This is a genomic window from Nonomuraea sp. NPDC023979 (assembly GCF_040639085.1).
GTDB lineage: Bacteria > Actinomycetota > Actinomycetes > Streptosporangiales > Streptosporangiaceae > Nonomuraea > Nonomuraea ceibae.
The window spans coordinates 552,180-573,770 of sequence record NZ_JBEZZG010000002.1; the positions used below are offsets into that span (position 1 = coordinate 552,180).

Annotated in this window: 21 protein-coding genes; 6 read left to right on the top strand and 15 right to left on the bottom strand. The window is 71.2% G+C overall.

What is annotated here, in order from left to right; translation table 11 throughout:
- Nucleotides 1-903: a sigma-70 family RNA polymerase sigma factor gene (locus AB0G11_RS05820; RefSeq protein ID WP_357584201.1), complete on the bottom strand. Its 903-nt coding sequence runs from the start codon at nt 901-903 to the stop codon at nt 1-3.
- On the bottom strand, nt 878-1,717 hold the full coding sequence (locus AB0G11_RS05825; protein WP_357584203.1) for a MerR family transcriptional regulator: 840 nt from the start codon (nt 1,715-1,717) through the stop codon (nt 878-880). The genes AB0G11_RS05820 and AB0G11_RS05825 overlap by 26 nt, the downstream gene beginning before the upstream one ends.
- Nucleotides 1,718-1,812: 95 nt before the next feature.
- On the opposite strand from AB0G11_RS05825, the gene AB0G11_RS05830 reads away from it, so the two are divergent.
- From AB0G11_RS05830 to AB0G11_RS05840, 3 genes are read left to right on the top strand one after another with little or no spacing between them, the layout of a single operon-like run.
- Nucleotides 1,813-2,466 (top strand): TetR/AcrR family transcriptional regulator, encoded by a 654-nt coding sequence (locus tag AB0G11_RS05830; protein WP_357584205.1) that lies wholly within the window; start codon nt 1,813-1,815, stop codon nt 2,464-2,466.
- Complete coding sequence (locus tag AB0G11_RS05835; protein ID WP_357584207.1) at nt 2,459-3,964, top strand: AMP-binding protein; 1,506 nt, start codon at nt 2,459-2,461, stop codon at nt 3,962-3,964. Before AB0G11_RS05830 ends, AB0G11_RS05835 begins: the two co-directional genes overlap by 8 nt.
- Nucleotides 3,961-4,695 carry an enoyl-CoA hydratase/isomerase family protein gene (locus AB0G11_RS05840; protein WP_357584209.1) on the top strand — a complete coding sequence of 245 codons (735 nt, stop codon included), beginning with the start codon at nt 3,961-3,963 and terminating at the stop codon, nt 4,693-4,695. Before AB0G11_RS05835 ends, AB0G11_RS05840 begins: the two co-directional genes overlap by 4 nt.
- Nucleotides 4,696-4,705: 10 nt before the next feature.
- Here AB0G11_RS05840 and AB0G11_RS05845 read toward each other — a convergent pair whose 3' ends face one another.
- The 5 genes from AB0G11_RS05845 to AB0G11_RS05865 all read right to left on the bottom strand — a co-directional run bounded on the left by AB0G11_RS05845 (nt 4,706) and on the right by AB0G11_RS05865 (nt 8,840).
- Complete coding sequence (locus AB0G11_RS05845) at nt 4,706-5,317, bottom strand: PH domain-containing protein (RefSeq protein ID WP_219500750.1); 612 nt, start codon at nt 5,315-5,317, stop codon at nt 4,706-4,708.
- Nucleotides 5,314-6,387 carry an adenosine deaminase gene (locus AB0G11_RS05850; protein ID WP_357584211.1) on the bottom strand — a complete coding sequence of 358 codons (1,074 nt, stop codon included), beginning with the start codon at nt 6,385-6,387 and terminating at the stop codon, nt 5,314-5,316. Before AB0G11_RS05850 ends, AB0G11_RS05845 begins: the two co-directional genes overlap by 4 nt.
- A 17-nt stretch (nt 6,388-6,404) precedes the next feature.
- Nucleotides 6,405-6,758, bottom strand: a complete 354-nt coding sequence (locus tag AB0G11_RS05855) for a cupin domain-containing protein (RefSeq protein ID WP_219500738.1) — start codon at nt 6,756-6,758, stop codon at nt 6,405-6,407.
- 4 nt (nt 6,759-6,762) lie between these two features.
- Nucleotides 6,763-7,353, bottom strand: a complete 591-nt coding sequence (locus tag AB0G11_RS05860; protein WP_357584213.1) for a hypothetical protein — start codon at nt 7,351-7,353, stop codon at nt 6,763-6,765.
- Between the two features lie 83 nt (nt 7,354-7,436).
- Nucleotides 7,437-8,840, bottom strand: coding sequence for an MFS transporter (locus tag AB0G11_RS05865; protein ID WP_357584215.1), 1,404 nt, complete (start codon nt 8,838-8,840; stop codon nt 7,437-7,439).
- Between the two features lie 87 nt (nt 8,841-8,927).
- On the opposite strand from AB0G11_RS05865, the gene AB0G11_RS05870 reads away from it, so the two are divergent.
- Complete coding sequence (locus AB0G11_RS05870; protein WP_219500732.1) at nt 8,928-9,314, top strand: MarR family transcriptional regulator; 387 nt, start codon at nt 8,928-8,930, stop codon at nt 9,312-9,314.
- Here AB0G11_RS05870 and AB0G11_RS05875 read toward each other — a convergent pair.
- From AB0G11_RS05875 to AB0G11_RS05900, 6 genes are all read right to left on the bottom strand, one after another.
- Nucleotides 9,311-10,585 carry a thymidine phosphorylase gene (locus AB0G11_RS05875; protein ID WP_357584217.1) on the bottom strand — a complete coding sequence of 425 codons (1,275 nt, stop codon included), beginning with the start codon at nt 10,583-10,585 and terminating at the stop codon, nt 9,311-9,313. The genes AB0G11_RS05870 and AB0G11_RS05875 overlap by 4 nt on opposite strands.
- Complete coding sequence (locus AB0G11_RS05880) at nt 10,585-10,980, bottom strand: cytidine deaminase (protein WP_219500729.1); 396 nt, start codon at nt 10,978-10,980, stop codon at nt 10,585-10,587. Before AB0G11_RS05880 ends, AB0G11_RS05875 begins: the two co-directional genes overlap by 1 nt.
- Nucleotides 10,977-12,254 (bottom strand): ABC transporter permease, encoded by a 1,278-nt coding sequence (locus tag AB0G11_RS05885; protein ID WP_219500726.1) that lies wholly within the window; start codon nt 12,252-12,254, stop codon nt 10,977-10,979. Before AB0G11_RS05885 ends, AB0G11_RS05880 begins: the two co-directional genes overlap by 4 nt.
- Nucleotides 12,251-13,375 (bottom strand): ABC transporter permease, encoded by a 1,125-nt coding sequence (locus AB0G11_RS05890; protein WP_219500724.1) that lies wholly within the window; start codon nt 13,373-13,375, stop codon nt 12,251-12,253. Before AB0G11_RS05890 ends, AB0G11_RS05885 begins: the two co-directional genes overlap by 4 nt.
- Nucleotides 13,375-14,904: an ABC transporter ATP-binding protein gene (locus AB0G11_RS05895; RefSeq protein WP_219500721.1), complete on the bottom strand. Its 1,530-nt coding sequence runs from the start codon at nt 14,902-14,904 to the stop codon at nt 13,375-13,377. The genes AB0G11_RS05890 and AB0G11_RS05895 overlap by 1 nt, the downstream gene beginning before the upstream one ends.
- A gap of 94 nt (nt 14,905-14,998) precedes the next feature.
- The gene (locus AB0G11_RS05900) at nt 14,999-16,069 is read right to left on the bottom strand and encodes a BMP family ABC transporter substrate-binding protein (protein ID WP_219500718.1); all 1,071 of its coding nucleotides are present in this window, start codon (nt 16,067-16,069) and stop codon (nt 14,999-15,001) included.
- A gap of 291 nt (nt 16,070-16,360) precedes the next feature.
- Between AB0G11_RS05900 and AB0G11_RS05905 the strand changes: the two genes are divergently transcribed.
- A complete protein-coding gene (locus AB0G11_RS05905) occupies nt 16,361-18,241 on the top strand; it encodes a Xaa-Pro dipeptidyl-peptidase (protein ID WP_357584218.1) in 1,881 nt (626 codons plus the stop codon).
- Nucleotides 18,242-18,250: 9 nt separating this feature from the next.
- Here the strand turns inward: AB0G11_RS05905 and AB0G11_RS05910 are convergent, their stop codons facing one another.
- Nucleotides 18,251-19,486 (bottom strand): M20 family metallopeptidase, encoded by a 1,236-nt coding sequence (locus tag AB0G11_RS05910; protein ID WP_219500713.1) that lies wholly within the window; start codon nt 19,484-19,486, stop codon nt 18,251-18,253.
- A gap of 461 nt (nt 19,487-19,947) precedes the next feature.
- On the opposite strand from AB0G11_RS05910, the gene AB0G11_RS05915 reads away from it, so the two are divergent.
- Nucleotides 19,948-21,351, top strand: a complete 1,404-nt coding sequence (locus tag AB0G11_RS05915) for a peptide ligase PGM1-related protein (protein ID WP_219500711.1) — start codon at nt 19,948-19,950, stop codon at nt 21,349-21,351.
- Here AB0G11_RS05915 and AB0G11_RS05920 read toward each other — a convergent pair.
- The gene (locus AB0G11_RS05920; RefSeq protein ID WP_246644007.1) at nt 21,263-21,514 is read right to left on the bottom strand and encodes an SCO4848 family membrane protein; all 252 of its coding nucleotides are present in this window, start codon (nt 21,512-21,514) and stop codon (nt 21,263-21,265) included. The two genes, AB0G11_RS05915 and AB0G11_RS05920, sit on opposite strands and share 89 nt — an antisense overlap.
- Nucleotides 21,515-21,591 lie beyond the last annotated feature (77 nt).

Sequence of the window (21,591 nt, forward strand, 5' to 3'; positions counted from 1 at the left end):
CTACGAATCGGCGCCCCGGAACTCATCGGCGAGTCCGAAGAAGGGGAACAGCCCCGGGTCCAGGTACGTGGTGATGCCGGTGATCAGGCCGCCCGCCGTCTCGACGAGCACGAGCGCGAACGGCCGGCCCTCCAGATACTGCCCGTACGCGGGCCGCCCGTTGGCGGCGGTGCGCACCAGGCGCGAGCCCTCGCAGGGCGCCCCGGCGGCGGCCAGCACCCGGCGGACGTCCTCGCGCCCGCGCAGCCACCAGGCGAACGGCGGCATCGACGAGGTGGCGTCCTCGTGCAGCAGCGCGACCAGCGTCTCGACGTCGTAGCGCTCGAAGGCGTCGACGTAGCGGGCGAGCAGCTTCTCGTCCACGGCGTCGTCACCCGGCTCGGTGACGGGCAGCGCGGCGCGGGCGCGCTGGAGGGCGCTGTTGACCGCCGCGACGCCGGCGCCGAGCAGGCCGGCCACTTCGGCCGCCGACCAGCCCAGCACGTCGCGCAGGATCAGCACGGCCCGCTGCCGGGGCGGCAGGTGCTGCAACGCCGCCACGAACGCCAGCCGCACGCTCTCCCGCGACACCGCCAGCTCGGCCGGGTCCAGCAGCCGGTCGGGCACCGGGTAGACCCATGACTCGATCGGCAGCGGCTCCCCCAGGGTCGTGCCCGGCTCGGCGGCCGGGCCCAGGCCGGCGGCGAGGGCCCGGCGCCGGCTGCCGCGCAGCATGTCGAGGCAGACGTTCGTGGCGATGCGGAACAGCCATGCCCGCAGCGGCCCCCGGAGCGGGTCGAACCGGTCACGGCCGCGCCACGCCTTGGCCAGCGTCTCCTGCACCGCGTCCTCGGCCTCGTACACCGAGCCGAGCATCCGGTAGCAGTAGCCGGTCAGCTCAGCGCGGTGGCCGTCCAGGTCCATGTGGTTCGATCCCGATCTGCAGTTCCGTCACCCACTCGGCCAGGTCGTCCGGGCAGTGCAGGTAGACCTCGCGGCCCAGGTCGAGCGCGCGGTGGCCGTTGTCCTCGATCCAGTGGGCCAGCTCCTGGTAGGTGGTGCCGACCTGGTCCATCGAACCATGATGGATGACCGTCGCCGCGGCCGGCAGCCGGGGCAGGTCCACGACCTGGAGCCCGTCGTGCGTGCCGGGCCAGGCCGCGACGGGGAAGGCGGCGTGCGTCAGCACCGTCCCGTCCTCGCGGGCCTGGTAGTGGGCGATGCCCGGGCCGGCGATCGGCAGCCCGGCGGCCTCCAGCCGGTCGCAGAGCTCCTGGTAGAGCGGCTGGATGACGGGCCCGACGTGCTCGGGCCCGTAACTGGCGGCCATGCCGCTGAGCTGGGCGACCCGGACCGGGGCCACCTCCTTGACGATGACCTCGACGCTCCCCATGCGGCCCTCGGTCTCGATGCTGCGCAGTCTCGACTCGACGCCGCGCAGCCTGGCCAGGTCGGCGCTGATGCGCGCCTCCAGCTCGGCGCGGCGCAGCCGGACCATCCCGTGCAGCTCCTCGGTGCTCACCTTGTCGTCGAGGATCGTCTTGACCTGCTCCAGCGTGAAGCCGAGGTCCTTGAGCGCGACGAGCCGGTTGAGCCGCGCGAGCTGGGCGGCCTGGTAGGAGCGGTATCCGGTGGCCGGGTCCACGTGCGCGGGCCGCAGCAGCCCGATCGCGTCGTAGTGCCGCAGCATGCGCACCGACACGAGCCCGAGCCTGGCGAAGTCTCCGATGCTGAACATGACCTCTCCAGATGTACGGCCTCACACGGTGTCAGAGTCCACCTCTACAGGTTATGCTGCGAAATATCACCGTAACCGAACGTTCGGTAGGTCCCATGAAGACTGCCCGGGATGTCGATGCCGGCCTGCGGATCAGGGCGGCGGCCGTGCGGCTGTTCGCCGAGCAGGGCTACGCCGCCACGAGCGTCAGGGACCTGGCCAGGGCCGTCAACCTCACCAACGCCGGCGTCTACCACCACGTTTCCAGCAAGGAAGCCCTGCTCGCCGACCTGATGGAGGCCGGGCACCGGGGCCTCATCGACGCCACCCGCCGCCTCCTGGCCGGCGTCGGCGGCCCGGCCGAACGGCTGGCGCTGCTCATCGGCTCACTGACCGCCATCCACGCGCTCAACCCCATGACGACCCGGGTCATGGACGGCGAACTGCGCTCGCTCACCCCCGGCGGCGCTGCCCACGACGAGATCATCGCCCTCCGCGACGCGTACGAGGACTTCTGGCGGCAGGCGCTGGCCGACGGCGTCGCGGCGGGCGTGTTCCGGGTCGCCGACCAGAAGCTGACCCGCCTGGCCCTGATGTCGATGTGCACCGGCACCGGCGAGTGGTACCGCCCCGACGGCGACTCCACGCTGGAGCAGGTGTGCGCCGAGTTCGTGGCGATCGGCCTGGCCGCCGTCCGCGCACCCGGACTGTCCCTGCTGCCCGACTTCTCCCTGCTGCCCGACTTCCCCTGGGAGCCGCCGCATGGCTGACCGTCGCTCCGATGTTCCCGACACCGTCCCCGCCCTGGTCCGGTGGGCCGCCGCCCGCTTCGGTGACCGCGAGTTCCTCCGCTTCCCCGACGTCTCGCTGAGCTTCGCCCAGGTGCACGCGGAGAGCGACCGCCTGGCCGGGGCCCTGGCCGCCACCGGCGTCCGGCCCGGCGACCGGGTCGCCGTCATGCTGGACAACGTCCCGGGCTGGCCGCTGAGCTGGCTGGCCGTCCTCAAGGCCGGGGCCGTCACCGTCCCGGTCAACGTCCGCTACCGGGCGGCCGACCTGGAGCACGTGCTCCGCGACTCGGGCGCCGTCGCCACCGTGACCAGCGCGGAGCACGCCGGGCACGTCTCGCGCGCCGGCCATGTGGCGCACACCCTGGACGCGCTCGCCGGCTCCCACCCTGCCCCCGAAATATCGCCCAGCCCGAACGATGTGGCGAATTTTCAGTACACGTCGGGGACCACCGGCTTCCCCAAAGCCTGCATGCTCACCCACGCCTACTGGTTACGCACCGCCCGGGTCGTCGCCGACCTGGTGGACCTGCGCGACGACGACGTGATGCTGATCGCCCAGGCGTACTCCTACATGGACCCCCAGTGGACGACCCTGCTGTGCCTGATGGGCGGCATCCCGCAGGTCGTCCTCCCCCGCTTCTCCGCCTCCGGCTTCTGGCGCTCGGCCCGCGAGCACGGCGCGACGCTCACGTACGTGCTGGGCACGATGCCCCTGCTCATGTACAAGCAGCCGCCCGACCCGCTGGACCGGCACAACAGGATGCGCCTCGTGCTGTGCTCGGGCATCGCCCCGCGCCTGCACGCCGCCTTCGAGGAGCGCTGGGGCGCGCCCTGGCGGGAGCTGTACGGGTCCACCGAGAGCGGCCCGGACCTGCTGTCCGCCCCGGACGCCCGCGACCAGGTCGGCACCGGCTCGATGGGCCTGCCGCCGCCCGGCAAGGAGGTCACGCTCGACGAGGAGACGGGCGAGATCCTGGTGCGCGGCGAGCCGATGATGACCGGCTACTGGAACCACCCGGAGGCCACCGCGCACGCCTTCCGCGGCGGCTGGTACCACACCGGCGACCTGGGCGTACGCAATCCCGACGGGCAGATCCGGCACGCCGGGCGGCTGAAGGACATGGTGCGCCGGGGCGGCGAGAACATCTCCTGCGCCGAGGTCGAGCGGGTGCTGGGCGAGCACCCGGCGGTGCTGAACGTCGCCCTGGTGCCGGTGCCCGACGAGCTGTTCGGCGAGCTGCCCAAGGCGTTCGTCCAGCTCAGGCCGGGCTATGAGGCGAGCGGGCCGACCGCGGCGAGCGTGGCCGAGCACGCCGCGCGGCGGCTGGCCCCGTTCAAGGTGCCGGCGTTCGTCGAGTTCGTCGACGGCTTCCGGCTGACCCCTTCGGCGCGGATCGAGAAGCGCCACCTGATGCGCCCCGACCAGCGGACGGGCGCGTTCCGCGTAACCCTGCCGTCGGACAAGGAGCGAGCATGATCGACGTGACCGTACGGGACGAGGTGGCGGTGATCACCCTCCAGCGGCCCGGGAAGCTCAACGCGCTGACCGCCGGCATGCGGCGGCAGCTCGCCGCGGCGGTGCGCGAGCACGGGGATGGCAAGGCGGCCCGGGGCGTCGTCGTCACCGGCGCCGGGCGGGCGTTCTCGGCGGGCGAGGACATCGACCAGGCCGTCGGGCTGTCGCTGATCGACGAGGTCGAGCTCTTCCACGACCTGACCAGGGCCGTGCTGGAGGCCAGGGTGCCGGTGGTGGCGGCCGTCAACGGGCTGGCCGTGGGCGGCGCGGCGGAGTGGACGCTCTGCTTCGACGCCCGGCTGGGCACGCCGTCGGCCGAGTTCTTCCTGCCGGAGAACCACATCGGGCTGTCGATCTCCAACGGCGCCAGCCATCTGCTGCGCCGCCTGGTCGGCGGCCGGGCGCTGGGGCTGGTGCTCGGCTCGGCGCGGCTGAGCGCCACCGAGGCTCACTCGCTCGGCCTGCTGGACGAGGTCGTCGAGGCGGACACGCTGGTCGACACGGCGATCGGCCTGGTGCACCGCTGGACGCTGCCCGGCACGGCCACCGAGGTGCACCTCAGGCTGCTGCGCCCGTCGCTGGAGGAGGTCGAGCGCGCCTTCGCCGCCGAGACGCGGGCAGCCCGCCAGGTCGAGGACTCCGGGATCGCCCGGGCGGGCATGGAACGCTTCGTCAACCGGCGCAGGCGGTGAGCGCGGCCGGTCAGGGCACGAGCAGGGCGGCGACCACCAGCACCAGGGCCACGACGCCGATCGCCAGCGAGTCGTAGGCCCAGGTGGCGCGGGCGGGGCCGGGCTCCTCGTTGCGGATCCTGGCCTTGTCGGCGCGGTCGCTGATCTGCTCGCCCACCCAGTCGGCGTGCGTCTTGCCGGAGAACGCCTGGGCGGCGGCCTGCTCGCCCTTGGTCAGCGTCGGCTCGGTCCTGAACCGGCCGCGCTGCTTGACCGCCTGGCCACGGCGCTGGGCCCTGGCGCGCTCGCGGGCCGAGCTCATCGGGGTCCACAGCCGCAGCACGCGGCCCTCGCCGTGGTCGACGTTGATCGAGTGGGAGACCGTGACCTCCCGCACCGACGCCCACGGCACCACCGTCGTGCGCAGCGGGTTGCGCCCGACCAGCCCCTGCTCGGTGAACACGGTGGCGGGGCGGATGGCGACGACGTAGACGAGCGCGGTGAGCACGCCCAGCACGGCCAGCGCCACCATCGACGCCTTGCCGTTGTAGCGGGCGGTCAGGTCCCACACGTTGAAGGCGACGAACGCCACCCACACCCAGCCGAGCACGAACGCGGTCTTGGACCGGAAGACCTCTTTCACGGCTGCCACTTCAGCCGCGCGAACCCGGGCTTGATCACGCCGTTGATCAGCGCCAGCCGCTCGTCGAACGGCAGGAACGCGGACTTCATCGCGTTGACCGTGAACCACTGCAGGTCGTCCCACCCGTAGTCGAACGCCTCGACCAGCTTGGCGAACTCCCGCGAGACGGTCGTGGAGCTCATCAGCCGGTTGTCGGTGTTGACCGTGACGCGGAAGTGGAGCCGGCGCAGCAGCCCGATCGGGTGCTCGGCGATGGAGGCGGCGGCCCCGGTCTGCAGGTTGGAGGTGGGGCACATCTCCAGCGGGATGCGCTTGTCGCGCACGTAGGCGGCCAGCCTGCCGAGCTTGGCGGAGCCGTCGCCGGCCACGGTGATGTCGTCGATGATGCGTACGCCGTGGCCGAGCCGGTCGGCGCCGCACCACTGGATGGCCTGCCAGATCGACGGCAGCCCGAACGCCTCGCCGGCGTGGATGGTGAAGTGCGCGTTCTCCCGCTGGAGGTATTCGAACGCGTCGAGGTGGCGCGTGGGCGGGTAGCCCGCCTCGGCGCCGGCGATGTCGAATCCGGCCACGCCCACGTCGCGGTAGCGCACGGCCAGCTCGGCGATCTCCATGGAGCGGGCCTGGTGGCGCATCGCGGTCAGCAGCGTGCCGATGCGGATGCCGCGCCCTTCGGAGCCCTGCCGGAACCCGTCCAGGACGGCCTGGACGACCTGGTCGAGGCTCAGCCCGCGGGTGGTGTGCTGCTCGGGCGCGAAGCGCACCTCGGCGTAGACGACGCCGTCGTCGGCCAGGTCGGCCGCGCACTCGGCGGCCACCCGCACCAGCGACTCGCGGGTCTGCATGACGCCGACGGTGTGGGCGAACGTCTCCAGGTAGCGCTCCAGCGACCCGGAGTCGGCCGCCTCCTCGAACCAGCGCCGCAGCTCGTCAGGGTCGTCGGCCGGCAGCCGGTCGTAACCGCTCTCGCGCGCCAGCTCCACGATGGTCTCAGCCCGGAGACCACCGTCGAGATGGTCGTGCAGCAGCACCTTGGGCGCGCGCCGGATCTCCTCGTACGTGGGGCTCATCCGCCCATGATATGGGGCTAGGAGTCGCGGTTGACGGACTCGGGGCTGAAGGCGGGCAGACAGACCGCGATGTATTCGGCGCCCTCGTCGCCGGTGCTGTAGCGGATCTTCTCGCCCGGCTCGGTCACGAGCGTCTGCCCGGCCGTCACCTCGGTGACGCCGCCGTCGTGCTCGACGCGGACGGTGCCGCGCAGGACGACGGTGTATTCGGTGAAGGCGGGCGTCTGGGCGGGCTCGTCCCAGCCGGGCGGGGCGACCATGTGCGCGATGGAGACGGCCTCGTCGCCGCTGTTGACGCGGCCGACGTGCTCGTCGATGGTCTTGCCGCCGGGCACCGGGATCCGGGTGGGTCCTTCGATCTTTCTCACCACGAGGTCAGTGTCGCACGTCCACGACCAGGCGGCTGGGCCCGGAGTATTCCTTCACGCGGAACGCCGTGCGCCCCGGCATGATCAGCGCGATGCCGACGCGGCCTTCGAAGTCGCCGGTCTTGACGATGCGGGTGACGGCCTCCAGCGACCCGGCGTCGGGCCCGTCGGTCCAGGTGGGCGTGCCGTCCTCGGTGTGCGCGTCGGCGGGGGTGAGCAGCAGGTGCAGGGCCAGCCCGCCGCCCAGGTCGATGGGGGTGCCGGAGCCGTCCTGGACGAGTTCGTCGGCCCACTGGGCGGTGTAGCCGGGCAGCGAGCCGGCGAAGTCGACGACCACCCGGTCGAACCCGTCGTGGCGCCCGGCGCGCACCCCGGTGACGAGCGCGGGCTGGGCCCCGGCGCGGTCGACGGCCACCTCGGAGGTGCTGGTCGGCAGGTCGGCCGCGGCGGACGTGGCCGTCGCCGAGCTCCCCTGGCTCGACGGCGGCTCCACGGTGGCCGTGCCTGTGCCCGTGCCCGTGCCCCGCGCGCCGCACGCCACGAGCATCAGCCCGCACACGCACGCCGCGGCCGCCCTCAATCCCGGTGACGCGTTCATGCCACCAAGATTCCCGGGGACGGCCGCGCGAAGCTCGCACCGATAACGGATCGGCATGGGCCGACGTCAGGCGAATGTCCGGGTCACACCACCTCGTACGCTTTCGCCTCGGGCACGGCGGCGGCCCGCTTGCGGTCGCGCAGTCCGGCGGCCGAAAGGGCCAGTCCGGCGACGGCGAGCACCAGGGAGACGAGGATGGCCGCGCGCAGCGAGCCGATGGAGATCTCGCCGCCGCCGGAGGTGAGCACCGCGGTCACCACGGCGAGCACGATCGCGCCGCCGACCTGGCCGGAGGTGTTGAGCAGCCCGGAGGCGAGGCCCTGCTCGTCGTCGGAGACGCCGTTGGTGGCCTGGATGTTGAGGGCCGGGAACGACAGCGCGAACGCGATGCCGAGCAGCAGCATGCCGGGGATGACCAGGGTGAAGAGGCCGGGCGTGCGGGAGATGCCGAGGAACATCGCGTAGCCGCCGGCCAGCGCGGCCGCGCCGACGACGATGAGCTTGCCGGTGCCGAACCGGTCGGCGAAGTCGCCCATCTTGGTCGAGGTGACCGCCACGAGCAGGCCCGCCGGCAGGAACGCCAGCGCGGTGCCGAGCGCGGACCAGCCGAGCAGGTTCTGGAAGTACTGCATGGCGACGAACTGGAAGGCCACGTACGAGCCCATGAGGACGACGAGCCCGAGGTTGGCCCGCACGAGCGGCCCGGAGCGGAGGATGCCGAGTCGGACGAGCGGGTGCTTGAGCCTGAGCTCGGTGAGCACGAACAGGCCGAGCAGGGCGGCGACGGCGACCAGCGAGCCGATCGTGCGGACGGAGGACCAGCCGGCTTCCGGCGCCTGGACCACGGTGAAGACGAGCAGCAGCATCGAGGCGGTGATCAGCACAGCGCCGATGAGGTCGTGGCCGCCATCGGCGCGCTCCTCGGCGTTGCGCGGCAGCACCTTGATCGCGGCGATCAGCGCGATGACGGCGACGGGCACCGGCATCAGCATCGTGAGGCGCCAGTCGAGCTGGGTGAGCAGTCCGGAGAACACCAGGCCGAGCGAGTAGCCGCTGGCGCCGCAGGCGGTGAAGATGCTCAGTGCCTTGTTGCGCAGCGGTCCTTCCGGGAACGTGGTGGTGATGATCGACAACGCGGCCGGGGCGGTGAAGGCCGCGCCGACGCCCTTGATGAAGCGGGCGGCGATGAGCAGCGCCCCGTCGTTCACCAGGCCACCCAGCAGCGACGCCACGGCGAAGACCGCCAGTGCGACCAGGAACACCCTGCGCCGCCCCAGCAGATCGGCGGTCCTGCCCCCGAGCAGTAGAAGACCGCCGTATCCGAGCACGTAGCCGCTGACAACCCACTGCAGAGAAGAGGTGGAGAGCCCCAGCTCGTGCTGGATGGAGGGCAGCGCCACGCCGACCATCGACACGTCCAGGGCGTCAAGGAAGATCACTGCGCAGAGCACGGCGAGCGCGCTCCACCGGGTGGAGGAAGAGGACATGGACGGAAAGATTACATGCACTCGCATCTAATGCAAGCGCATTTAATTCCATTGCATGATTTTTCGCCTAGTGGTAATCTCCGCGTCATGGACGAGGCGCACGTGGTCGGCACCTGGCATTACGTCCTGGCGAAGCACGCCAAGGCGATGTGCATGCTGGAGCGGGAGCTGGGCGACAAGCACGGCCTGGGGCCCAGCGAGTTCGAGGTGCTCGACCGGATGGTCCACCACGACAGAAAGCTGCGCATCCAGGAGCTGTGCGACGAGGTCCACCTGAGCCAGAGCGCGCTCTCGCGCGTGGTGGCCAGGCTGGAGAAGTCCGCGCTCGTCAGCCGCGGCGCGTGCGACTCCGACCGGCGCGGCGTGTTCGTGTGCATCACCGAGGAGGGCCGCGCCCGGCACGCGGCAGCCCTCCCCACCCAGCGCGCCGTCCTCTCCTCGATCTTCGACGACGCGCCCGCGGTGTCCGTCTAGGCGGTGATCCGGTCGATGATCAGCGGCAGGGTCTCCCCCGCGGCCGGTCCGACCTCGTAGCCGCCGCGCAGCGCCTCCAGCGCCCGCTCGAAGCGGCTCGTCTCGTCGGCGTGCAGCGTCAGCAGCGGCTGCCCCGCCCTGACCAGGTCGCCCGGCTTGGCGTGCAGCGTGATGCCCGCGCCCGCCGACACCGGGTCCTCCTTGCGCGCCCGGCCCGCGCCGAGCCGCCAGGCCGCCAGCCCGACCGCGTAGGCGTCGAGCCGGGTGAGCACCCCCGACTCCGGGGCGTCCACCGTCATCGTCTCGGCCGCGCGCGGCAGCAGCGCGTCCGGGTCGCCGCCCTGGGCGCCGACCATCGTCCGCCAGGCGTCCATGGCCGACCCGTCACGCAGCGCGTCGGCAGGGTCCTTGCCCGACACCCCGGCGGCCTCCAGCATCTCCCTGGCCAGCCGTACGGTCAGCTCCACGACGTCGGACGGCCCGCCGCCCGCCAGGACCTCGACCGACTCCTCGACCTCCAGGGCGTTGCCCACGGCCCGGCCCAGCGGCCGGTCCATCGCGGTCAGCAGCGCGACCGTGCGCACGCCCGCGTCGGTGCCCAGCGCCACCATGGTCTCGGCCAGCTCGCGGGCCCGCTCCGGCGTCTTCATGAACGCGCCCGAGCCCACCTTGACGTCGAGCACCAGCGACCCGGTGCCCTCGGCGATCTTCTTCGACATGATCGACGAGGCGATGAGCGGGATGGACTCGACCGTGCCGGTGACGTCGCGCAGCGCGTACAGCTTCTTGTCGGCGGGGGCCAGCCCGGAGCCGGCGGCGCAGATCACCGCGCCGGCCGCGCGCAGCACGCCGAGCATCTCGTCGTTGGACAGCGACGCCCGCCAGCCCGGGATCGACTCCAGCTTGTCCAGCGTGCCGCCGGTGTGGCCGAGGCCGCGGCCCGACAGCTGCGGGACGTACGCGCCGCAGGCGGCGACCAGCGGCGCCAGCGGCAGCGTGATCTTGTCGCCGACGCCGCCCGTGGAGTGCTTGTCGGCCGTCGGCCGGTCCAGCTCCGACCAGTCCATGCGCTCGCCGGAGCGGATCATGGCCTGCGTCCAGCCGGCGATCTCGCGCCGGTTCATGCCGTTGAGCAGGATCGCCATGGCCAGCGCCGACATCTGCTCGTCGGCGACCTCACCGCGCACGTAGGCGTGGATCACCCAGTCGATCTGGGCCGCGCTCAGCTCGCCGCCGTCGCGCTTGGCGACGATGACCTCGATCGCGTCCATCACGCCATCCTGGACAGGTCGACGGGGCCGAACGCGTACGGCAGGATCCGCGCCATCGGCAGCGGCCCGTCGACGGTCTCGACCAGCAGGTCGTCACCGCCGAACTCGTACAGGAGCTGCCGGCAGCGCCCGCACGGCATGAGCAGCTCGCCGTGGCCGTCCACGCAGGTGAAGGCCACCAGCCTGCCCCCGCCGGACGCCTGGAGCGCCGACACCAGCCCGCACTCCGCGCACAGGCCCACCCCGTAGGAGGCGTTCTCCACGTTGCAGCCCGTGACGATCCGCCCGTCGTCCACCAGGGCGGCGGCGCCCACGGGGAACTTGGAGTAGGGCGCGTAGGCGTGGCGCATGGCCTCCGCGGCCTCCGCGCGCAGCGCCTCCCAGTCGATGCTCAATGCTGCTCCCCCCGTCGATAGATCACGCCGTCGGCCTTGGGCATGCGCAGCCGCTGCGACGCCACCAGGAGCACGAGCAGGGTAAGCACGTGCGGCGTGATGAACACGAACTCGTTCGGCAGCCTGTCGACGGTCAGCCACAGCCAGATCAGCACGACCATGCCGGCCGCGGCGGCCGCCATCGTCGTGTACTCGCGGGCGGACTGCCCGGCCGTCAGCATCCGGCGGGCCCTGACGATCAGATAGATCAGCAGCAGGATCGCGCCGAACAGCAGGAACGAGGTGACCGCGCCCTGGCTGCGGAGCTGGAGGGCGTCGGCGTAGCCGAACAGGGCCGCGCCCGTGGCCAGCCCGCCCGGCCGCCAGTTGCCGAAGATCATGGCGGCCAGGCCGATGAAGCCACGGCCCGCCGACTGCCCCTCGACGTACTTGTCGCTGACGAACACCAGGAACACGCCGCCCAGCCCGGCGAACGCGCCGGAGATGACCACGGCCAGATACTTGATCCGCAGGACGTTCACGCCCAGCGACTCGGCCGCCCACGGGTTCTCGCCCGCCGAGCGCAGCCGCAGCCCGAACGCGGTGCGCCAGAGCACGAAGAACGTCAGCGGCAGCATCAGCACGGCCAGGATCACCAGCACGTTGACGTCGTGGGTGAGCCCGCGCAGGATGCCGGCCACGTCGGAGAGCAGGAACCAGTGCGTCTTCTCCAGCGAGCCCAGCCAGTCGGGCCCGTCGGACAGCAGGGGCAGGCTGAACTCCCACGCCTCCCCCGAGACCGGCGGCGAGGTGGTGATGCCGGCGCCCGCCTGGTTGGCCGGGGAGCCCTCCTTGTAGAGGACCTCCGACAGGAAGCGGGTGACGCCCGGCCCGAGCAGGTTGATGGCGACGCCGCTGATGATGTGGTCGACGCCGAACGTGACGGTCGCGATGGCGTGCAGCAGGCCGCCGAGCGCGCCCGCGATCAGCCCGGCCAGCAGCGCGGCCACCGGACCCCACTGGTAGCCGGCCCAGCCGGCGAACCAGGTGCCGAGCACCATCATGCCTTCGAGGCCGATGTTGACCACGCCCGCCCGCTCGGCCCAGAGGCCGCCGAGCCCGGCCAGCCCGATCGGCACCGAGAACAGCAGCGCCGCCCCGATCACGCCGGAGGAGGTGATGTCGTCGGTCCCGGCGATGATCCGGACCAGCGACATCAGCATGAGCAGCAGCGCGACGCCGATCAGCGCCAGGTGGTATTTGCGGATCCTGCTCGATCCGGCGAGGGTGGTCATGCGCTCACCTTTCCGAGCTCTCGCGCCGCGCGCCGTTCCTCGCGCCGCAGCGCGATCCTGCTGGTGATCTCGTTGGCGATGACCACGAGGAGCACGATGGTGCCCTGCATGATCGTGATCACGGAGGGCGGCACCTCGGCGAACTGCAGCGGCCCCTGGGCCCGGTCCAGGAAGGCGAACAGGAGCGCGGCCACCGCGATGCCCCAGGGGCTGTTACGGCCCAGCAGCGCGACCGCGATGCCGAGGTAGCCGAGGCCGGGGGTGAAGTTGGTGCCGAAGGCGTGCTGGTCGCCGAGGATCTCGGGCAGGCCGATCAGTCCGGCGATGCCGCCGGAGAGCACCATGGCGGAGATGACCATGCGCTTCGGGCCGATGCCGGAGGCGAACGCGGCCGTCGGGTTCAGGCCGCTGGCCTTGACGTCGAAGCCGAACTTGGTCCGCTCCAGCACCACCCAGAGGGCCACGCCGACGACGACGGCCACGAGCAGGAAGCCCCACACGCCGCCGCCGCGTGGCGCGGGCAGGCCGACCGCCTCCAGCAGCCAGTTCATGTTCGGGAACCAGGCCGACTCGGGCAGGACCGGGGTGGTCGTGGTGAGCTGCCCCTTGGCGCGCTCGCCGGCGAAGGGGCCGCGGACGAGGAAGGCCGCCAGGTTGATCGCGATGTAGTTCAGCATGATCGTGGAGATGACCTCGTTCACCCCCCGGGTCACCTTCATCACGGCCGGGATCAGCGCGTAGAAGCCGCCGACGGCCGCCGCCACCACGATGATCACCGTGATCTGGATCGGGGCGGGAGCCACGAACGTCGAGCCGACGTAGGCGGCGCAGACGGCCGCGATCCGGTACTGGCCCTCGACGCCGATGTTGAAGAGGTTCATGCGGAAGCCGACGGCCACCGCCAGACCGGCCAGGAACAGCGGCACGGCCCGGTTCAGCATCCGGGCGATGCTGTTGGACACCGAGCTTTCCCGCGCGCCGAAGTCGAAGAACGCGGCGAGCGCGTCGCCGGGGTTCGCCCCGGCCGCGACGATCGCCACGCTGCTGATGCCGATGGCCACCAGGATGGCGATGATCGCGCCCGCCACGGTGAGCAATGCCCGATAGAGCCCTGCGGGCATCACGTCTCCTTCGTGCCGGTGATGGCGCCGGTCATGTATCCGCCCAGCCGTTCCGGGGTCACGTCGGACGGGTCGAGGCGGGCCACGAGCCGTCCCCGGTAGATGACCTGCAGCGTGTCGGACAGCCCGATCAGCTCGTCGAGGTCCGCCGAGATGAGCAGCACGGCCAGCCCGGCCGCGCGGGCCTCGCGCAGGTGGTCCCAGATGGCGGCCTGCGCGCCCACGTCGACGCCGCGGGTCGGGTGGGCGGCGATGAGGAACTTCGGCTCGCCGCTCATCTCGCGGCCGACGATGAGCTTCTGCTGGTTGCCGCCCGACAGCGCGAGCGCCAGCGTGTCGACGCCGGGCGTGCGGACGTCGTACGTGTCGACGATGCGCTGGGTGTCGGACCTGGCGGCCCGCCGGTTGATCCAGATGCCGGAGCGGGACGGCCGCCTGGTCTGGTGGCCGAGCACCCGGTTCTCCCAGAGCGACGCCTCCAGCAGCAGGCCCTGCCGGTGGCGGTCCTCCGGGATGTAGCCGATGCCGGCCTCGCGCCGCCTGAGCGTGGACCAGGCGGAGATGTCCTGCTCGGCGAGCTCGACGGCGCCGCTCACCGGGCGCATGCCCATGATGGCCTCGATGAGCTCGGACTGGCCGTTGCCCTCGACCCCGGCGATGCCGAGGATCTCGCCCTTGCGGATGTCGAACGACACGTCGTCCAGGAGCGCCCGCCCGTCGGCCTCCAGGGTCAGGTGGGACACGCGCAGCGCGACCGTGTCGGTCACCGTGGACTCGCGCGTCTCGGGCGTGGGCAGCTCGCTGCCGACCATGAGCTCGGCGAGCTGCCGGGCGGTCACGTCGGCCGGGTCGACGCTGGCGACGGTGGTGCCGCGCCGGATCACGGTGATCGCGTCGGCGATGCTGAGCACCTCGTCGAGCTTGTGGGAGATGAAGATGACGGTGAGGCCGCCGGCCGTGAGCTCGCGCAGGTTCTCGAAGAGCTCCTCGACCTCCTGCGGCACGAGGACCGCGGTCGGCTCGTCGAGGATGAGGATGCGCGCGCCCCGGTAGAGGACCTTGAGGATCTCCACGCGCTGGCGGTCGCCGACGCCGAGGTCCTCGACCAGCCGGTCGGGGTCGACGCGCAGCCCGTGGCTCTCGGCGAGCTGGTTGATCCGCGCCCGCGCCCGGCCCGCGTCGAGCATGACGCCGGCCTTGCGCGGCTCGGCGCCCAGGACGATGTTCTCCAGCACGGTGAAGTTGTCGGCCAGCATGAAGTGCTGGTGCACCATGCCGATGCCGGCGTCGATGGCGTCGCTCGGGGTGCGGAAGGCCACCTCCCGGCCGTTGACCTTGATGGTGCCCTCGTCCGGCTTCTGCATCCCGTACAGGATCTTCATCAGGGTCGACTTGCCGGCGCCGTTCTCCCCGACGATCGCGTGCACCGTGCCGGGTTGGACGGTGATGCAGATGTCGTGGTTGGCCACCACGCCGGGGAAGCGCTTGGTGATGCCCTCCAGTTGTACGGCGGGCGTCTCGGCGTTCATCGGCCGCTCATTCGGTTTCTCCTAGAGCCTGGCAGATATGCCCGAGGGCCCGGGTCTCGGGACTCGGGCCCTCGGTCGATGGTTCCTACCCAGGTTACGGCTTGGCCGGAACCGTGATCTTGCCGTCGACGATGTCCTTCTTGGCAGCGTCGATCTTGTCCTGGATGTCGTCGATCTCGCCGCCGGTGGTGGACAGGCCCACGCCGTCGACCTTGAGGTCGTAGACGATGTCGCTGCCGCCCTTGGCGCCGCCCTGGAACGCCTTGATGTACTCGAAGACGCCGACGTCCACGCGCTTGAGCATCGAGGTCATGATGACCTCCTGCAGCTCGGGCTCGGTGACGGTCTGGCGCTGGTCGGAGTCGACGCCGATGGCCTTCTTCTTGGCCGCGGCAGCCGCCTGGAACACGCCCAGGCCGGAGTCACCGGCGGCGTGGTAGACGACCTCGGCGCCGTCCTGGAACATCTTCTCGGCCGCGACCTTGCCCTTGTCGGGGGCGCGGAAGCCGGTGAAGTCGCCGTCGGGCGTCAGGTACTTGACGTCGATCTTGGCGTCGGCCTTGACCGACTTGACGCCGGCCACGAAGCCCGCCTCGAACTTCTTGATCAGGTCGTTCTCGACGCCGCCGACGAAGCCGACGTGGCCGCTCTTGGCCTTGGTCGCCGCGGCGACGCCCGCCAGGTAGGAGCCCTGCTCCTCGGCGAACAGCAGGCCGGTGACGTTGGCCGCGTTCGAGGCCGAGTCGACGACCGCGAACTGCACGTCCGGGTTCTCCTCGGCGGCCTTCTTGATGTCCTCGCCGTAGGCGAAGCCCACGCCGATGATCGGGTTGTAGCCCGCGTCGACGAGCTGGGTCAGCAGCTCGGCGCGGTTGGAGCCGTCGGCGGCGGGGCTCAGTTCCTTGATGTCGGCGCCGAGCTCGGCCTTGGCCTTCTCCAGGCCGGCGTAGGCGGCGTCGTTGAACGACTTGTCACCGCGACCGCCGATGTCGAACGCGAGGCCGACCTTCAGGCCGCTCGCCGCCGGAGCGTTGGTCTCCGTGCCGGGCGACGTGCTCGCCGTGGTCTCCCCGCCCGTGCTGCCACCACCACAAGCCGCGGCCGCCATGAGCATGGCACCGGCCAGCGTGCCGGTCGCCAACCTGCCGAATCGCTTGCTGAGCAAGGCGACTCCCTTCCATTTCCCCGCCGTCGAACTTCATCGCAGGCGCGAAGAAACGTACGGCAACCCTGCACGGAAGATAGTTGGTTGACCAGGGCATACCAAACCAGCACACAGGGTCGCAACCGCTCCGTTATCGACATCAAGCGCGTCCGTGACCTGATTTCCGGGCCCGTCCGCTCAGGTGGCGGCCGGCAAGCTTTGCCGAATTTTGGGCCTCGCCAGCCGGTGACCGCCGATCGATCATGGCAGGGATTCCCGCCAACCGGCGGAAAAGTCGTCTGGAGCTCTGCCATGCACCCTTGGAAGGCCATCGCCGTGCCGCTGGCCGCGGTCCTCGTCCTGGGACTGACCAGCGGGCCCGTCGCGGCGGACACCCCCGCCATCAGCGTGGAGGGGAACGCCACCCAACCGGTCTTCTCCCGCGCGGACGCCGTCAAACAGACCGTCTTCGTCGAGGTCGAAGGCACCGACAGTGACCACGACGGCCGGCCCGACCGGGTCGCCGTCGACATCCTGCGTCCCAAGGAGACCGACCAGGGGCTCAAGGTCCCCGTGATCATGGAGGCCAGCCCGTACTTCTCCGGCGTCAACGACGTCCCCAACCACCCCGTCGACGTGGACGAGGACGGCAACCCGCTGCCCACGCTGCGCTCGCACGCGGACAAGCTCGCCAGTGAGCCGTTCGCCGGCTACTACGACAACTACTTCCTGCCCCGCGGCTACGCCATAGCCCTGGTCGAGAACGTGGGCAGCGGCCGGGCCACCGGCTGCCCGACCACCGGCGACCGCAACGAGACCGCCGGGCCGAAGGCCGCCATCGACTGGCTCAACGGCCGCGCCAAGGGCTTCGACGCGAACGGCGCCCCGGTCGAGGCCACCTGGTCCACCGGCAAGGTCGGCATGATCGGCGTCTCCTACAACGGCACCCTGCCCAACGCCGTCGCCGCGACCGGCGTCGAGGGCCTGGAGACGATCGTGCCCATCGCCGCGATCTCCTCCTGGTACGACTACTACCGGGCCAACGGCGGCGTGCTCGCCCCCGGCGGCTTCCAGGGCGAGGACGCCGACGTGCTCGCCAAGTTCGTGCTGACCAGGCAGGACGGCCAGGCGGTGTGCGGCCCGGTGATCGACGGCCTGGCGGCGGCCCAGGACCGCGTCAGCGGCGACTACAGCCCGTTCTGGGACGCCCGCAACTACCTCAACGACGTGGACAAGGTCCGGGCCAGCGTCTTCCTGGTGCACGGGCTCAACGACTGGAACGTCAAGACCAAGCAGGCCGCCCAGTGGTGGCAGGCCCTGGCCGAGCGGAACGTGCCGCGCAAGATCTGGCTGCACCAGGGCACCCACATGAACCCGTTCAGCCTGCGCACCGCCGAGTGGCTGCGCCAGCTCCACGGCTGGTTCGACCACTGGCTGTACGGGCTCGACAGCGGCGTCACGCGTGAGCCGCAGGCCGACGTGGAGATCGCCGCCGGGCAGTGGGGGCGGCACGCCTCCTGGCCGCTGCCGGGCGCCCACCCGGTGCGGCTGTGGATGGGCTCGGGCGGCAAGCTCGGCCTGCTGCCCCGCCCCTGGTCGGCGCGCGAGTCGTACACCGACCAGAAGACCCGCACGGCCGAGGACCTGGCCGGGACCGCGCCCGCGGCGGACCCGAACCGGCTGGCCTACCTGACGGCCCCGCTGCCCGCCGACGTGCGGATCTCCGGCACGCCGACGATCTCGGTGCGGGCCTCGATGCGCGACGGCGCCACGCCGTACCTGACCGCCCTGCTGGTCGACTACGGGACGGACACGCGGCCCGACGGCAGGCTGGTGCCGACCGGCGAGACGCTCTGCTACGGCCAGGGCGTCCCGGGTGACACCGGCTGCACCGCCCTGCGCACGCTGGGCACGGCGGTGACCCCGTACAGGATCGTCACGCGGGGGTGGCTGGACGTGCGCAACCGGCACCGGGAGGACCGCAGCGAGCCCGTGAGGCCGGGCCGCGAGTACGGCTTCACGTGGGATCTCCAGCCGCAGGACCACCTGTTCAAGAAGGGGCACCGGATCGGCGTGGTGATCATCTCGACGGACCACGACTACACGCTGCGTTACCCGGCGGGCACCAAGGTCACGGTGTCGCCGGGCCGCTCGTCGGTGAAGCTGCCGGTGGTCTTCGGCCGGCTGCCGTGACGGCCCGCCTCAGGCCAGGGCGGAGGTGATCTCGTCCGCGGCCGGGAGGCGGGTGCCCTCGAACAGGGCGGTGAGCGCGGTCGTCGCCATGAGGCGCACGCCCATGGCGATGGCCCGCTCGTCCACGTCGAACGTGCCCTGGTGGATGTCGTAGGTGATGCCGGACTCCGGGGAGCGGGTGCCGAGCCTGGCGAACGCGCCGGGGATCGACTCCAGGTACCAGGCGAAGTCCTCGCCGCCGAGCGACTGCTGGGTGGGCACCACCGCGCCCGGGCCGAGCGCCCGCTGGGCCGCCTCGGTCAGCATCTCCACGCAGCCGTCATCGTTGACCACGGGCGGCACGCCGCGCGTGTAGTCCATCGTCGCCTCGACGCCGTAGGCGCCGGCGACCGACTCCAGCAGCGACTTGATCAGGTCGGGGGCGGCGTGCCAGGCGTTCTCGTCGAGGCAGCGCACGGTGCCCTCGGCCACGCCGTCGTCGGGGATGGCGTTGGCGGCAGAGCCCGCCGACACGCGGCCCCACACGAGGCTGAGCGAGGAGCGCGGGTCGACCCGGCGCGACAGTGCGGCGGGCAGCTCGGTGAGGATCTTGGCGAGCGCGAACACCAGGTCGGCGGTGAGGTGCGGCCTGGCGGTGTGGCCGCCGGGGCCGGAGACCCGGATCGTCAGCTTGTCGCAGGCCGAGGTGATCGGGCCCGACTTGAGGCCGATCTGTCCGACGTCCACGCGCGGGTCGCAGTGCAGGCCGAAGATGCGGTCGACGCCGCTGATGCCGCCCTGCGCCATGACCTCCAGGGCGCCGCCGGGCAGCTCCTCGGCGGGCTGGAAGATCAGGCGCACCCGGCCGGGCAGCAGCCCGGCGGCGGCCTGCTGGGCCAGGAAGAGCGAGGTGCCGAGCAGGACCGTGGTGTGCACGTCGTGCCCGCACGCGTGGCAGGAGCCGGGCACGGTGGAGCGGTAGGGCAGCTCCTTCTCGTCCTGGAGCGGGAGCGCGTCGATGTCGGCGCGCAGTGCCACTGTCGGGCCGTCGCCCCGGCCCACGTCGCAGATCAGCCCGGTGCCGCGCGGCAGCACCGAGGGGACCAGCCCGGCGGCGCTGAGCCGCTCGGCGATCCGCTGCGTCGTGCGGTATTCGGCGAAGGCCAGCTCGGGGTGCATGTGCAGATCACGGCGGAAGGCCACCAGGTCCTGCTCGATCCCCGCCAGGAACGCGTCGAGTTCCCCTCGAAGCTCACGTCCCTGCATCAGTCACCATCCCGTCCCATGCCGTGCGATCACCACTGCCCAACGCCGCACGGCCTAATAGCGCCGTCTTTCGTCATTTGTCCCTCAGTGGCGGCTGTCCGTTCCGAGCAGCTCATCGACACGGGGGCGCGACTCTCCGCCGTCTCCCGAAGAGGGCGGCTTCAGCCGGGAACATGGCGATCAGCCACGGGCCCGGCGATGCTTCGACTTTATCGCTCTCGTGAGCGTTCGCGCCGACAACTACACCAAAAGTTAGCCGCCTGCATGCCCGTAACCACGGGTCGTCACGGACTGTGACCATCCGGCGTGGCCCGAAAATAGTCACAAGGGATCATTAAATCCTGACCCCGAGCCGGGCATCCCAAACGTGCTCCGCCATGACGAATGCTGTCACCTTCTGTCATGGTCATGACACTCCGGCGATTGCTGCATTTGAGAAGAATGCGTGTTTCACTCGCAATATGATCACTAATATCCCGTTCGGGGAGAAGTATGCCAGGTTGAGCATCTTCGAGCCGGGCGAGGGGACCCTGGTGGTCGTACCCTCGCTCTCCCTGCCGCAGGACGAGCTCCGCCGCATCACGGGAGCGCGGTGCTACGAGGAGCGCCTGCTCTTCCTGCTGCTGACCCTGCGCGAGCCCGGGGTCAAGGTGGTCTACCTCTCGTCCGCGCCGATCGACCCAGAGATCGTCGCCTACTATCTCGGCTTCCTGCCCGACCCGGAGGAGGCCGCCAAGCGGCTGGAGCTCATCACCCTCGACGAGCCGCACGCGCAACCGCTCACCAGGACGTTACTGTCGCGTCCCGACGTCATGGACCGGCTGCGGTCCGCGATCGACGACGACGCCTTCATCGTGCCGTTCGTGCTGAGCGAGCTGGAGGAGGAGCTCGCCTCGTCACTCAACGTGCCCCTCTACGGCCCGGCCACGGCGCTGGCCTACTACGGCTCCAAGAGCGGCTCGCGCGAGCTCGGCTCGATGGCGGGCGTGCCCATGGCGCGCGGCTTCGGCGACCTGCACACCCTCGCCGAGCTGGAGGACGCCATCGAGTCGCTGCCCGGCGAGCGCGTCATCCTCAAGCTGAACGACGGCTACTCGGGACTCGGCAACGCCATCCTGCCCAAAGGCGACCGCGCCGCGACCAGCTTCTCCGCCGCGGGCGAGACCTGGGAGACGTTCACCGCCAAGATCGCCGAGCGCGGCGCCGTGGTCGAGGAGTTCATCGAGCACCGGCCGCTGTACTTCCCCAGCGCGCTGGCCCGCATCTCGCCCGGCGGGCACCACGAGGTGCTGGCCACCCACGACCAGGTGCTCGGCGGCGCCAACAACGACGTCTACCAGGGCTGCACGTTCCCGGCCGCGCCGGAGTACCGCGCCGAGGTGGGCGCCTCGGCCGACCGGATCGCCGCCATCCTGGCGAGCAAGGGCGCGGTCGGGCTGTTCGGCATGGACTTCTTCGCCATGAAGACCGACGCCGGCTACGCGGCCCTGCTGTGCGAGATCAACCTGCGGATCGGCGGCACCACCCATCCGTACGGGGCAGCCCAGCTCGTCACCGGAGCCCGGTACGACCCGGGCACCGGCCTGCTGATGGCCGGCGACCGGCCCACGTACTACACGGCCACCGACAACTGCTCGGCCGACTGCCTGCGCGGCCGCTCCCCCGGCGAGGTGCTGCGCACCGCCGAACGGCTCGGCCTCGGCTTCGACGCCGCGACCGGCACCGGGAACGTCTTCCACCTGCTCGGCGCCATCCCCGAGCACGGCAAGATGGGCTTCACGACGATCGCCGGCTCCCGTCGTGAGGCCGACGAGCTGCACGCCGCCACCAGGACGGCACTTTGCCGAGCCCCCGCAGGCCGATGATCCCCAGCACGACCGCCAGGATGATGTTGACCGCGATCAGGATGCCGTGCACCACGTAGAAGCCGGTGTCGTGGCCGTCCTGAAGGTTGAATCCCAGGTTGATCCACTCGAAGACCATGAACGCGGCGAGCGCGACGAGGAATCCGGCGATCTTTCGTGACATGACCATCTCTCTAGCGTCGTGGGCCGATCTTCGGGGGATGTGTCGGCACATGGGATACAACTCGAAGCTACGCTGAG

Coding starts and splice junctions, on each gene's coding strand:
- AB0G11_RS05820 (WP_357584201.1), bottom strand. CDS start 903: ATGGACCTGGACGGCCACCGCGCTGAGCTGACCGGCTACTGCTACCGG.
- AB0G11_RS05825 (WP_357584203.1), bottom strand. CDS start 1,717: ATGTTCAGCATCGGAGACTTCGCCAGGCTCGGGCTCGTGTCGGTGCGC.
- AB0G11_RS05830 (WP_357584205.1), top strand. CDS start 1,813: ATGAAGACTGCCCGGGATGTCGATGCCGGCCTGCGGATCAGGGCGGCG.
- AB0G11_RS05835 (WP_357584207.1), top strand. CDS start 2,459: ATGGCTGACCGTCGCTCCGATGTTCCCGACACCGTCCCCGCCCTGGTC.
- AB0G11_RS05840 (WP_357584209.1), top strand. CDS start 3,961: ATGATCGACGTGACCGTACGGGACGAGGTGGCGGTGATCACCCTCCAG.
- AB0G11_RS05850 (WP_357584211.1), bottom strand. CDS start 6,387: ATGAGCCCCACGTACGAGGAGATCCGGCGCGCGCCCAAGGTGCTGCTG.
- AB0G11_RS05860 (WP_357584213.1), bottom strand. CDS start 7,353: ATGAACGCGTCACCGGGATTGAGGGCGGCCGCGGCGTGCGTGTGCGGG.
- AB0G11_RS05865 (WP_357584215.1), bottom strand. CDS start 8,840: ATGTCCTCTTCCTCCACCCGGTGGAGCGCGCTCGCCGTGCTCTGCGCA.
- AB0G11_RS05870 (WP_219500732.1), top strand. CDS start 8,928: ATGGACGAGGCGCACGTGGTCGGCACCTGGCATTACGTCCTGGCGAAG.
- AB0G11_RS05875 (WP_357584217.1), bottom strand. CDS start 10,585: ATGGACGCGATCGAGGTCATCGTCGCCAAGCGCGACGGCGGCGAGCTG.
- AB0G11_RS05885 (WP_219500726.1), bottom strand. CDS start 12,254: ATGACCACCCTCGCCGGATCGAGCAGGATCCGCAAATACCACCTGGCG.
- AB0G11_RS05890 (WP_219500724.1), bottom strand. CDS start 13,375: ATGCCCGCAGGGCTCTATCGGGCATTGCTCACCGTGGCGGGCGCGATC.
- AB0G11_RS05895 (WP_219500721.1), bottom strand. CDS start 14,904: ATGAACGCCGAGACGCCCGCCGTACAACTGGAGGGCATCACCAAGCGC.
- AB0G11_RS05905 (WP_357584218.1), top strand. CDS start 16,361: ATGCACCCTTGGAAGGCCATCGCCGTGCCGCTGGCCGCGGTCCTCGTC.
- AB0G11_RS05910 (WP_219500713.1), bottom strand. CDS start 19,486: ATGCAGGGACGTGAGCTTCGAGGGGAACTCGACGCGTTCCTGGCGGGG.
- AB0G11_RS05915 (WP_219500711.1), top strand. CDS start 19,948: ATGATCACTAATATCCCGTTCGGGGAGAAGTATGCCAGGTTGAGCATC.
- AB0G11_RS05920 (WP_246644007.1), bottom strand. CDS start 21,514: ATGTCACGAAAGATCGCCGGATTCCTCGTCGCGCTCGCCGCGTTCATG.